This is a genomic window from Zobellia russellii (assembly GCF_044597075.1).
Taxonomy (GTDB): Bacteria; Bacteroidota; Bacteroidia; order Flavobacteriales; family Flavobacteriaceae; genus Zobellia; species Zobellia russellii.
In genome coordinates this window covers 401,375-413,530 of the sequence record NZ_CP139000.1, presented here as the reverse complement: position 1 = coordinate 413,530, position 12,156 = coordinate 401,375, and the positions used below count along the sequence as shown (strand labels likewise).

Genomic DNA, 12,156 nt, shown 5'->3' with positions numbered 1-12,156 from the left:
TTGAGAGAACATAAACCCGATAAAGGCTGGAAGTATAAAGTTCATGAAATTATTTATGAAGCAGATACTCCTTTGGGTAAATGGTTTGACATTTTGTTGTTTATCCTAATCATCATCAGTGTACTTCTGGTAATGTTGGAAAGCGTAAAATGGATCGATGCAGAATACCACCAAACACTTTTTATACTAGAATGGGTGGTAACCATCCTTTTTACCATTGAATATATTGCTAGAATCATCAGCATAAAACAACCTAAGAAATACATTTTTAGTTTTTATGGAATAATTGATCTGTTATCTACCATTCCATTATATCTTTCCTATATTTTCGCAGGGTCGCAAGTACTTTTGGCTATCAGGTCATTACGTCTTTTAAGGGTCTTTAGAATCCTAAAATTGGTTCGGTTTTTAGGAGAGGCCTCTCAGCTTAAAAATGCATTAAAAGCCAGTAGGGCCAAAATAACCGTTTTTCTATTTGCCGTACTTATTCTTTCTGTAATATTGGGTACGCTCATGTATTTAATAGAGGGAGACGAGGCCGGTTTTACCAGTATCCCTACGAGCATCTATTGGACTATAGTAACACTAACTACAGTTGGCTATGGAGACATTGCGCCCATTACACCACAAGGGCAGTTTATAGCCACATTGATTATGTTGGTCGGGTATGGTGTAATTGCCGTTCCTACGGGTATTGTTACGGTAGAGTTTGGTAAAAGAGGACAAGAACAGAAAAAAGTAGGCAACAATCATTTTGTACATGTAAACACTCAAGCCTGCAGGAACTGTGCTAAAGAAGGTCATAGGGACGATGCCAGCCATTGTTATAATTGTGGAAGCGAGCTGTAATGGAAAAAATACTTTTATCCGTAGTAGGCCCAACCGCGATTGGCAAGACCAAACTTGCAATTTCTCTTGCACAGCATTATAATACCGAAATTATTTCTGCGGATTCCAGACAGTTTTTTAAAGAAATGAGAATTGGTACCGCTGTACCAACACCAGAAGAACTAAGTGAAGCCAAACATCACTTTATACAACATATCAGCATTTTTGATTCGTATTCTGTGGGCGATTTTGAACGGGATGCCCTTCAACTGTTAGAAACCCTTTTCAAAAAAAACAATATAGTGGTCATGGTTGGCGGAAGCGGATTATATACCAAAGCCGTAACCGAAGGTTTGGACGACTTTCCAAAAGTAGACCCAAAAATACGTGAACAGCTTAATCAATATTTTGCCGAAAAAGGAATTGAATTCTTGCAAAAAGAACTTCAAGAAAGAGACCCCAAGTACTACGCGTCCGTAGATTTAAACAATCCGCATAGACTCATAAGAGCACTTGAAATTTGCATGGGTACCAACACCCCCTACTCCTCCTTTCTATCAAAAAATAAAAAAAATCGTCCGTTTAAAACCATCACTATTGGTTTAGAAGCAGACCGCTCCCTAATTTACGACCGCATTAACCAGCGTGTAGACATTATGGTTAAGGAAGGTCTTATTGAGGAAGCTAGGCAACTTGATAAGCACAAAGAGCTTAACGCCTTACAAACGGTTGGCTACCGAGAGCTTTTCAGTTATTTTGAAAAACAAGAAAACCTTGATAATAGCCCGGAACATAATGACCTTAACTTTGCCTTAGAGGAAATAAAGAAAAATACACGCAGATTCGCAAAACGACAATTAACTTGGTTCAAACGAAACGAGGAGACCATCTGGACTCCTTATAATGCAGATTTTCAAGAATTGATAGCGATACTAAATAATACTATTTCAAATGAAAAGTAAACACCCCATAATATTCGTCATGGGCGTATCCGGCTCGGGAAAAAGTACGATTGGCAAACTCTTGGCCAAAGAGTTAAATTTAGGATTCTATGATGGGGATGATTACCATCCGGAAGCCAACGTAAAAAAAATGGCCGAAGGCAATCCGTTAGATGACAATGACCGCCAAGGCTGGTTAGAAAGACTGAATCTTCTAGCCATAGAAAAAAGTGACACAGGAGCAGTAATAGCTTGTTCCGCACTTAAAAATAAATACCGTACTATATTACAGAACGGCCTAGATAAGGAACTTCAGTTTGTATACTTAAAAGGAACTTTTGATGAAATTATGGAGCGTCTTTCACAGCGCAAAAATCACTTTATGCCTCCAGAATTATTGCGTTCCCAATTCAACACTTTAGAAGTCCCAAAAGAGGCGATTACAATATCCATTATGCAGACACCCGAAGAAATTGTTGCTAAAATAATTAGCGATTTAAATTAAAAAAGCCCTGATATATCGTATATCAGGGCTTTTTTATAAAATATGCAGTACTACTATACGTCCTCTTTTACCACTAAACGGAAACCTTCTCCGTGAATGTTCAAGATTTCGACCGTATCATCTAATTTTAAGTACTTTCTTAGCTTAGCAATGTACACATCCATACTACGGGAAGTGAAATAGTTATCATCTCTCCATATTTTTGTCAGCGCTAATTCCCTTGGCATCAAATCATTTTCATGAAGAGCCAAAAGTCTTAAAAGTTCATTTTCTTTTGGCGAAAGTTTAATAGCTTCCTCTTCTTTATACTTTAAGAATCTAAGTTTAGAGTTTAAGTGGAAGTTTCCAATTTTAAATTCAAACTTCTTGCTATCCGCCAACGTATTAGATGCTTTTCTTTGAAGAATAGCTCTAATTTTCATTAAAAGGACTTCAGAATCAAAAGGCTTGTTCAAATAATCATCAGCCCCTGCTTTATACCCTTTTAGAACATCTTCTTTCATGGTTTTAGCGGTCAGGAAAACGATCGGAACATTTTCATTCTTTTCACGAATTTCCTTTGCCAAGGTAAAACCGTCTTTATAAGGCATCATCACATCTAAAATACAGATGTCATAATTATCCTTTTTGAATTTTTCAAACCCCTCCATACCATTCTTGGCTAAAGTGACATCAAAATCATTCATTGATAAATAGTCCTTTAGCACAATTCCAAAATTGGGATCATCTTCTACTAAGAGTATTTTTTTATTAATTGTTTCCATAACTTGTTGAGTTAGATTAAAGGCAATTTTATATAGAAAGTACTTCCCTTTCCTTTTTCACTTTCTGCGTAAACTTCACCTTGGTGATCGTCTACAATCTTTTTTACATATGCCAACCCTAGGCCATGCCCCTTAACATTATGTAAATCTCCCGTGTGTTCACGGTAGAATTTTTCAAATACTTTTTTGACCACGGCTTTGCTCATCCCAGCTCCTTGGTCTTTTATTTCTATTACAATATAATTCTTGGCTACCTCTGTATATATATCTATACGTGGTGCCTTTGTTGAATATTTAATGGCGTTATCCAGAATATTTACAATAACGTTCGTAAAGTGCATTTCGCTGGCCAAAACCTCAGTTCTACCTGCGTTTAAATGCGTTTCTATATATCCGCCTCTGTCAGATACAATCAACTCTACGTGGGCAATTGCATCCTCTATTATGTCGTGTACATCTACCCTATCCTTACTAATATCCAACTGGTTCTTCTCCAATTTGGATATTCTCAATACGTTCTCTACTTGGGCATGCATTCGTTTGTTTTCCTCACGAATCATGGTTAAATACCTATCTACTTTTTCCGGGTCTCCTATTATTTTAGGGTTTCGGATAGCCTCTACCGCTAAATTGATAGTTGCAATAGGTGTTTTAAACTCATGTGTCATATTATTTATGAAATCGGATTTTATCTCCGAAATCTGTTTCTGACGTATAAGCTGATAAATTGCACCGGAATACGCTATGACTATGACCAAAGTAAAAAGCAGCGACAACAGCGCCATTTTTATGATAGACTGAATCAAAAACTTTTTCTTCTTTGGAAAGGAAATCAAGAGCGAAAAATTGCTTGCTCCCTCACTATCCTTAAAGATAGCGGTTTCATAAAGCATGTCCTTGTCAAACTTGAATTTCCTGGACTTTACCTTGGTAGGAAGCCCTCTACTGTAAACCCCATATTCATAATCAATATTAAGGTTCCTGTTCTTTAGCTCACGATTTAAAAGCAACTGAATTTCTTGATTGGAAACCCTTTTGTGGATAGGTACTTTCTTGGCGTATTCACTAAAAACGTCTTCAAACTGGGCCTTCTCTATTGCAGAAAGTCCACCAATTTTTTCAAGTTTTTGTACCGCATTCAGCTTATACTCCTTACCGTCCAATCCAAAATCTTCCTTAAAAATAGTTTTGGAACGCTTGCTCGTATAGTTTTTAATTGTGGCTACGGTATCGCTACCATTACCGTTATCAAAGAACGTAGATGCTATATTGTAATCTTCTTCTAAAATACCATGGGAATAAAACCGAATCTCATTGGAGTTTATATCACGGTCTATAAAAAAGATATTTCGTAAATGGGAACTTTTAGGCTCGCCTACACTATCTTTTATATTAATGTAGCGTTCAAAATAATCCTTTGTCTCTCTTTCTTCAATTTTATCCGACACTTCGTTCAAAACTTCGGACACTGTGTTGGAAAATTGTTCTTCCTTGTCTTCTACAGACTGCTTTATCCACAAGAACTGAACAGATATTATTCCTATCAAGGAGAGACTCATCAACGCCACCAAAAGGACAAATAACCTCTTATTCATTTAAAAACAAAATTAAAGATTTAACAACTAGTAGATAGTAGGTTTAACCAAACCTTAACAAAAATGTTAAAACTGCGTGAGGCCTATATTTTATTAAGTATATCGCGATGCACGTCTAAAACTTGAACCTTGGTTTGCTCTATGTTCTCGTTTTGGATAATATAGTCAGAAGCTTCTATTTTTTTAGCATCGTCCCATTGATTTTTCATTCGTGCTTTTATCCCTTCAACGGTATTGTCACTATCACGTTGCATAACACGTTCTATTCTTGTCTCCTCCGGAGCGGTCACTAAAATGATACAATCATAAAAATCCTGTGAACCAATTTCGAAGATTATAGCCGCTTCCTGAATCACATATCCTGATTTTTGCTCCTTGGCCCAACCTATAAAATTTTGACGTACTGCAGGATGAACTATGGCATTGAGGGCCTCTAAAAGTTCCTTGTTATTAAATACCTGCTGTGATACATACGCCCGATTCAATATTCCGTTAAGGTAAGCTTCCTCTCCTAACAAATCTTTAATGCTTTTGACCAATTCAGGGGACTCCTGCATTAAACTTTTGGCCCGGTTATCGGAATTGTATACCGGCACCCCCAACTCTTCGAACATTTTGGCAACAGTGGTCTTACCACTTCCTATACCACCTGTTAAACCTACAATGGTCATTTTTTATTCAATATATATTCCACACTGGTTGTTTGCAGTTTTACGCTATGCAGACCACTTGGTTTTTTTCTTAATTCTAATTTAAGTTTTTCCGGGTTACCATCTCTTAACTGCCCATAATCTGCAATAACCTCAAAATCCGAAACTTCTAATTTTTTAAGACGATCTAATTTGGCTTTACATATTACCCCTACTTCATCTGGAAACGTTTTTACCTCAATGTTACCGGGAAAGTGAACCGTCTTAATTTTAACCTCAAAAACCTTTTCCGAAAAACGCGCGATTTTTGCAGTAAGCTCCACCTCACTTGCAGAGTACATGGTGTTTTTTAGTTCTTCAGGTTTAAAAACCGCTACCATTTCAGAAAAATTGGTATCTAGATCTGGTAAAGTCCTTTTATGGGTTCGGACCACATTTATAGTATCTATTTCCTTTGAAGGCCCCGTAATGGTAATGGAATCCGGTTTAACTTCCATTTTTCCATCCAACAAATAGTTTCTGGCCATATTGACCTCTACATTTGGTCTAACCGGTACTTTCTTGGAAATAACGGCCAACATACCCACAAAAAGAGTGTCGGTTTCAATATCTATCAAAGACATTGATCCACTCAACTGTTTTTCTACTTGTTTTCTATAAATCTTTTGGGGAATATAAAATATGGAGTCCTTTTGTTTGGCATCCGCTAGGTCAATATCAATTTTTGCATGCTTAAAATTAAAACCTAAAAACTGAAACCCACCGGCCTTAAGTTTCACTTTTAGCTCACTATCCGTAGAACCCTTAAACAAATACCCTTCTGGAACGTTCACATATTCCAAATCAAAATTTGCCGTACTCACATAACTCCGTGAAAGGTTGTTTATGAGCCATATCAAGGTGGAAAAAAACAAAAACACTAAAAATATTTTTACTTTTCTCTTCTTAAGTGCCTTTTTTACAAAATCTACTACCTTGTTTATCAATTATTTAAAAAATAAATATGGAAACAATGTTTCCGGTTCCTTTTTGCTAAAGTTAAGGAAGATGGTCGATTTTAAAAAACCATATCCATATCCCATAAATTGAATGCTCACAGCCACCAAAGACAATAGAGCAACGGCCAAATTTCTATTCTTCAAAAATGAATCTATAAAAATGAGTGAAAAATATATAGCGTATAAATACAAGGGGAAGGGTATACCTACCGCCATAAACACCAAAGATGCTAAAAACCCCAAACAAAACAACGTTGGAAACCAATAAGTCATTTTTGATGTCTTAGGATGCCATTTGTTCAAAATAGGTCGTACACTACCAAATTTCTTCACCTGTATAAAAAACTTGTTCCAATCAATACGGCGTTTATGATATACGAATGCCTCAGGTATTAGTTTGGTCTCATACCCTTTCTCCCAAATACGAAAGGTAAAATCCGGATCCTCTCCCGGATGAATTTTACCAAAGCCACCTACGGTTTCAAATGCGGTTTTGGAAATACCCATATTAAAACTTCGCGGCTGGAACTTATTAACTGTTTTCTTATTACCACGAATACCTCCCGTGGTAAGTACCGATGTCATTGCATAGTTAATAGCCTTTTGTAAAAGACCAAAAGATTCATGCGCCGCATCCGGACCTCCAAAACAATGCACATAGTCCTTGTTCAAAACATTATGAACCGCTTCTAAATACCGGGGCGGAATCATACAATCCGAATCTACAATCAGAAAATAATTGCCCTTGGCACGGGCCATTCCGTAGTTTCTGGAATCACCAGGTCCTGAATTTGCCTTTTTATAGTACGATATAGAAAGTCTATCCTTAAAATCTTCCACCACCCTTTCTGAAGAAAGCGTAGAACCATCCTCCACAATCAGCACTTCAAAATCCTTTGAATAGGTCTGGTGCGTTAGGCTTTCTAATAGCTCCGTAATTTCATCGGGTCTATTATAAACAGGAACTATAAATGAAAAAGATAAATTCATGGGCTTTTTAACGGAAATTCTTAGGGCATTTTACATTACTTTTTTTCGCAATGTAAAATGCCCAAAATTTATGCCGAAAACAAACACTTCGCCAGAATTAAATCTATTGAAACGTATTCTATTTCTACTCGGTAAAGTGCTCTATAACTTCTTGGCTAACCCCTGTATTGGAGAAACCTCCGTCATGGAACAGGTTTTGCATGGTAACCTTTTTAGTTAGGTCAGAGAATAGGGTAACCGTATAATCCGCACATTCCAATGCTGTTGCATTTCCTAAAGGCGACATTTTTTCGGCATAGCTAATGAAGCCTCCAAAACCTTTAACACCTTGACCAGCTGTAGTTGGCGTAGGCGATTGAGATATAGTATTGACACGTACATTCTTTTCCTTTCCAAAGAAATAACCAAAGCTACGCGCTACCGATTCTAGATAGGCCTTATTATCCGCCATATCATTATAATCAGGAAAAACGCGCTGTGCCGCCATATAAGTCAAGGCAACAATGCTACCCCATTCGGCCATGGCATCGGCTTTATATAAGCTTTGCAATACTTTGTGAAAAGACAGGGCGGAAACATCCCACCCCTTAGTTGTAAAGTCGTATTTTTCATCTGTGTAAGAACGACCTTTTCTAACATTGATGGACATACCGATAGCGTGCAGTACAAAATCGATTTTTCCACCTAGAATCTCCATAGACTGGGCTACCAAGTTTGCTAAATCTTCTTCGCTAGTTGCATCGGCAGGAATAACCTGAGAACCTGTTTTTTCGGCCAAATCTTTAATTTGCCCTAAACGCATGGCTACGGGTGCATTGGTCAAAACAAAAGTACCGCCTTCTTCATGAATGCGCTCTGCTGTTTTCCAAGCTATAGAATTTTCATCCAAAGCTCCAAAAATAATTCCTCTCTTACCTTTTAATAAATTATACGACATTGTGTTAGATTCTGTTGGTTGTTCTTAAAGCTTCAAAGATATTTAAAAAGTTGGCAACAAATAGTTGCCATGCGAAGAAAAACACATTTATAGTCTTAAAATAGACCTTAAACTAATAATATAACCTCTGTAGTTAGGTACTAAACCTATATTCTAGTTCAAAAGTTGTCTTGCATGGGCCATTGCAGAATCAGAAAGCTCTTTACCCCCTAACATTTCTGCCAATTCCACTACCCTTTCCTCATTGTTCAATTGCTTCATATTGGTTTTGGTTACAGCACCTTCCTCCTGCTTGTATACCTTAAAATGATGATCTCCTTTTGAAGCTACTTGAGGTAAATGGGTAATGGAGAATACCTGCATACTTTTGCTCATAGCCTGCATAATATCTCCCATTTTCCCGGATATTTCACCGGAAACACCAGTATCTATTTCATCGAACATAATGGTTGGCAAGTTTTCATACTTGGCCAAAATAGACTTTATAGTAAGCATTATCCTTGACAGTTCCCCTCCGGAGGCTACTTTTTTCAGCTCCCCGTAATCACCACCTTTATTGGCCGAGAACAAAAATGTAAGGCCGTCCGCCCCATTTGCTTTGAAATCATTTGCTTTAAAAAGTTCTATTTTAAACGTAGCACTAGGCATACCCAATGCTTTTAAAGAACTTTCTAATTGCTTTTTAAGCTGCGGCACTACTTTTTTACGTCTAACCGTCAAAACATCGGCAGCTTTTTGCAGCGCTACTTTCTGATCCGCAAGCTCTTTTTCTTTTCTATCTATATCCGCCTCAAGGTTTTCCGTAACGCTTACTTTTTCAGAGAGGTCTTCCCGGATCTGTAGCAGTTCGGAAACTTCTTGAACACCATGCTTTTTTTGTAAATCATATAGCTGCTGCAACTTGGTATTGGTCTCTTCCAACAATTGCGGATTGGCCTCAGTACCTTCTTGGTAATTCTGAAGCTCGGAAGCTATATCATCAACTTCTATAAAAACCGATTGTATACGCTGGTTAAGATCTGCGTACTGACTACCAAATCCGGATAATTTATTGGCCACTTGCTTCAACTCCGTAAGCAAGCTCACAATACCCACCTGCTCATCATTTAAAAGCTGGTGTCCGGACGATATAAGCTCCAATATATTCTCTACGTTGTTCAACTGCTCATATTGCTCCTCCAACTCTTCTTGCACGCCCAATTTTAAAGGAGCGGCCTGAAGTTCCTCTAACAGAAAACTATTATAATCATGCTCCTTGTTCGCTTCTTTTTGAAAATCAACAAGTTCTGATAACTCTTTTGAAGTTGTTCTATATAGGCGAAGTTTTGAAGCGTAATCTGTTAATTGAGCCTTGTTACCCGCAAGAGCATCTATAACTTTAAGTTGAAAATCATTATCCGTTAACTGTAATGTCTGATGCTGAGAATGCACATCTATAAGACCGCTACCCAAGCGCGAAAGAATATCCAATGTAACGGGAGAATCGTTGATAAAGGCACGGGATTTTCCACTGGGCTGTATCGCTCTTCGGATAATAGTCCGCTCTTCATATTCTAGGTCATTATCCTTAAAGAACGGTTTCAAGTTGTATTTTTCAATTTGAAATTCAGCTTCTATAACACATTTTTTATCCTTGTTCCGTAGCGAGGATAAATCGGCCCGTTTGCCTAAAACAAGAGACAAACCACCCAATAAAATAGACTTACCGGCACCGGTTTCGCCCGTAATACAGGTAAACCCATTGGTAAAGTCTACATTGAGATTATCTATTAATGCGTAATTTTTTATGGAAAGGTGTACTAGCACAGTTTTCTATTCGATTTGTGCCGTAAAGATAATTGATAATTCCGTACGGAAACAACTAGTACTTAATATCGTTCCAAGTACTGGAGTATAATGGCGCTATACTATTAAGTGTTTCTTTCAACTGAACGATATCCACTTTTGGACCATCAGAGAAAATATTCTGAATCTCGTCTGATTTGGCATCAAAAAAAGTCTGGACCAGAAAAGCATTGGGCCTACGCTTGATCATAGTTTCAAACAATTTCATAGTACCGGCAATAACCTGTTTTCCCGTACTGTTGTTATCGCCCAAAATATCCAATCCCTTACGATGGTAGTTATACATGGCAATACGATATTCGCGATACGTATTGGACAAAAGATTATCCACGAGCTCAAACCTACTGCGATCACTATTCTGATCCCAGCCTGCATAATTACTACTTTGTGCCTGTGTTGTAATTTGTTGTGCCTTTCTAAAATATTCCGTGCCGCCTTCCAAAGAAAAAGTATCTGCATCCAACCCTAAAATAATATACACGTAGTAAGACACCACACTAATTAAATTAGATTCGAATACGTTTTCATTGAACACCAAAGGTTGAAACTCTATATACTCAAAATTCAACTGATTGTCCTTGTAATTAAAAACAGGCGTTTCATAAGATGTATTAAAAACAGGCCGTGAAGATTGTATCTGGATGTTCCCTTCAAAACGATTGGATTCGTACTTGGTAATGGTAATGAACATTTGCGTATTAATACGCTCATTTTCCTTGAAGGTACGATTCGTCCATTTATTCTTATTGACAAAATCGTTCAGAGACCGTTCTAACGTACTAAATATCTGCTGATTGGTCTGCGATACCTGATCGGCGTTTATAGTAACAACGCAGTTCATTTCCTGTGCCGATACGGACACCATAAAGAATAAACCTAAAAGTAAAAAAATGAAGTTACGCATGGTATCTTTTCAAGATTTCGTCAAAAATGTCTTTGGCAACCTCCGCCTTTGTCTTTAGTTCAAACGGCTTAATTGATGAATTCTTATCTATAAAAGTAATTTTGTTCGTAGGTTTTCCAAAACCAGCCCCTTTGTCGTTCAGTGAATTAAGAACAATTGCATCTAAATTCTTCTTTTTAAGCTTAATTTTAGCGTTCTCCAACTCATTTTCTGTCTCTAGAGCAAACCCCACTAAAAACTGTTTGTGCTTTTGATCGCCCAGTGAAAGCAAGATATCTTTGGTTTTTACCAATTCAATAGAAAACTCGGTTACCTTCTTCTTTATCTTCTGGTCTGCAACAGTTTTTGGTCTGTAATCTGCTACCGCAGCGGCACAAATAGCAATATCTACCTCCTTATAATGTAAATGCACCTCATTGTACATTTCCTCAGCCGAGGTAACTTTTTTTAGGTCTATTGATTCATGTGTAACCGAAAACTTAGAAGGCCCAGACACCAAGATTACTTCAGCTCCTAGATTAGCCGCAACCGAAGCCAGCTCATACCCCATTTGCCCGGAAGCGTGATTACCAATAAAACGTACAGGATCAATAGCCTCATAGGTAGGCCCGGCTGTAATGAGCACTTTCTTTCCGCTAAGCGGAAGTCCCTTTTTTAAATAGCCCTTAACAAACTCAAGAATATCTTCCGGCTCCGCCATGCGCCCTTCTCCATGGAGACCACTTGCCAGTTCCCCAGAAGTTGCCGGGATCATAACATTCCCAAAAGACTGTAATTTCTCAAAAGAATTCTTAGAGGATGGATGCTTGTACATATCCAAATCCATTGCAGGCGCAAAGAAAACAGGACATTTAGCAGACAAATACGTAGCGAGCAATAAATTATCGCAGGTACCCGCAGCCATTTTAGAAAGAGTGTTTGCCGTTGCTGGAGCAACCAGCATTAAATCTGCCCAGAGCCCCAATTCCACATGATTGTTCCATTCTGTTGCGCCCTCTTCCTCTTTCACAAAAGAAGAAAGCACCGGGTTCTTGGAAAGGGTTGCTAAGGTAAGTGGGGAAACAAAAGAGCTGGCGCTCTCCGTCAAAATAATTTTGACATTGGCGCCAGCTTTAATCAGTAAACGTACGAGAAAAGTAGTTTTATAAGCGGCAATCCCTCCGGTAATGCCTAAAAGGATGTTCTTACCGCCTAGCATA

Annotated in this window: 12 protein-coding genes; 3 read left to right on the top strand and 9 right to left on the bottom strand. The window is 38.0% G+C overall.

Annotated elements, in window-relative coordinates:
- Genes SJY45_RS01740 through SJY45_RS01730 form a run of 3 tightly spaced genes read left to right on the top strand, consistent with a single transcriptional unit; the run spans position 1 to position 2,274 of the window.
- Complete coding sequence (locus SJY45_RS01740) at positions 1-849, top strand: ion transporter (protein ID WP_215439064.1); 849 nt, start codon at positions 1-3, stop codon at positions 847-849.
- Entirely contained in the window at positions 849-1,790 is a 942-nt protein-coding gene (gene miaA / locus SJY45_RS01735) for a tRNA (adenosine(37)-N6)-dimethylallyltransferase MiaA (protein ID WP_400073053.1), read from the top strand. The genes SJY45_RS01740 and miaA overlap by 1 nt, the downstream gene beginning before the upstream one ends.
- Positions 1,780-2,274, top strand: coding sequence for a gluconokinase (locus SJY45_RS01730; RefSeq protein ID WP_400073052.1), 495 nt, complete (start codon positions 1,780-1,782; stop codon positions 2,272-2,274). The genes miaA and SJY45_RS01730 overlap by 11 nt, the downstream gene beginning before the upstream one ends.
- A 53-nt stretch (positions 2,275-2,327) precedes the next feature.
- Here SJY45_RS01730 and SJY45_RS01725 read toward each other — a convergent pair whose 3' ends face one another.
- The 9 genes from SJY45_RS01725 to coaBC form a co-directional block, all read right to left on the bottom strand.
- Positions 2,328-3,038 carry a response regulator transcription factor gene (locus SJY45_RS01725; protein ID WP_215439062.1) on the bottom strand — a complete coding sequence of 237 codons (711 nt, stop codon included), beginning with the start codon at positions 3,036-3,038 and terminating at the stop codon, positions 2,328-2,330.
- An 11-nt stretch (positions 3,039-3,049) separates the two neighbouring features.
- The gene (locus SJY45_RS01720) at positions 3,050-4,633 is read right to left on the bottom strand and encodes a sensor histidine kinase KdpD (protein WP_215439061.1); all 1,584 of its coding nucleotides are present in this window, start codon (positions 4,631-4,633) and stop codon (positions 3,050-3,052) included.
- Between the two features lie 83 nt (positions 4,634-4,716).
- Positions 4,717-5,304, bottom strand: coding sequence for a dephospho-CoA kinase (gene coaE / locus SJY45_RS01715; protein WP_400073051.1), 588 nt, complete (start codon positions 5,302-5,304; stop codon positions 4,717-4,719).
- Positions 5,301-6,146 (bottom strand): CdaR family protein, encoded by an 846-nt coding sequence (locus SJY45_RS01710; protein WP_400073050.1) that lies wholly within the window; start codon positions 6,144-6,146, stop codon positions 5,301-5,303. Before SJY45_RS01710 ends, coaE begins: the two co-directional genes overlap by 4 nt.
- A gap of 123 nt (positions 6,147-6,269) precedes the next feature.
- Positions 6,270-7,271: a glycosyltransferase gene (locus SJY45_RS01705; protein WP_400073049.1), complete on the bottom strand. Its 1,002-nt coding sequence runs from the start codon at positions 7,269-7,271 to the stop codon at positions 6,270-6,272.
- A gap of 124 nt (positions 7,272-7,395) precedes the next feature.
- Positions 7,396-8,208 (bottom strand): enoyl-ACP reductase, encoded by an 813-nt coding sequence (locus SJY45_RS01700; protein ID WP_215439057.1) that lies wholly within the window; start codon positions 8,206-8,208, stop codon positions 7,396-7,398.
- Positions 8,209-8,361: 153 nt separating this feature from the next.
- Positions 8,362-10,014 carry a DNA repair protein RecN gene (recN, locus tag SJY45_RS01695; RefSeq protein WP_400073048.1) on the bottom strand — a complete coding sequence of 551 codons (1,653 nt, stop codon included), beginning with the start codon at positions 10,012-10,014 and terminating at the stop codon, positions 8,362-8,364.
- Positions 10,015-10,069: 55 nt separating this feature from the next.
- Positions 10,070-10,957: a DUF4835 family protein gene (locus SJY45_RS01690; protein ID WP_400073047.1), complete on the bottom strand. Its 888-nt coding sequence runs from the start codon at positions 10,955-10,957 to the stop codon at positions 10,070-10,072.
- A complete protein-coding gene (coaBC, locus tag SJY45_RS01685; RefSeq protein WP_400073046.1) occupies positions 10,950-12,155 on the bottom strand; it encodes a bifunctional phosphopantothenoylcysteine decarboxylase/phosphopantothenate--cysteine ligase CoaBC in 1,206 nt (401 codons plus the stop codon). Before coaBC ends, SJY45_RS01690 begins: the two co-directional genes overlap by 8 nt.
- Position 12,156 lies beyond the last annotated feature (1 nt).

Bases quoted from the DNA above. Each gene is read 5' to 3' on its own strand.
- SJY45_RS01690 (WP_400073047.1), bottom strand. From the start codon at position 10,957: ATGCGTAACTTCATTTTTTTACTTTTAGGTTTATTCTTTATGGTGTCC.
- miaA (WP_400073053.1), top strand. From the start codon at position 849: ATGGAAAAAATACTTTTATCCGTAGTAGGCCCAACCGCGATTGGCAAG.
- coaBC (WP_400073046.1), bottom strand. From the start codon at position 12,155: ATGCTAGGCGGTAAGAACATCCTTTTAGGCATTACCGGAGGGATTGCC.
- SJY45_RS01700 (WP_215439057.1), bottom strand. From the start codon at position 8,208: ATGTCGTATAATTTATTAAAAGGTAAGAGAGGAATTATTTTTGGAGCT.
- SJY45_RS01730 (WP_400073052.1), top strand. From the start codon at position 1,780: ATGAAAAGTAAACACCCCATAATATTCGTCATGGGCGTATCCGGCTCG.
- SJY45_RS01720 (WP_215439061.1), bottom strand. From the start codon at position 4,633: ATGAATAAGAGGTTATTTGTCCTTTTGGTGGCGTTGATGAGTCTCTCC.
- SJY45_RS01705 (WP_400073049.1), bottom strand. From the start codon at position 7,271: ATGAATTTATCTTTTTCATTTATAGTTCCTGTTTATAATAGACCCGAT.
- coaE (WP_400073051.1), bottom strand. From the start codon at position 5,304: ATGACCATTGTAGGTTTAACAGGTGGTATAGGAAGTGGTAAGACCACT.
- SJY45_RS01725 (WP_215439062.1), bottom strand. From the start codon at position 3,038: ATGGAAACAATTAATAAAAAAATACTCTTAGTAGAAGATGATCCCAAT.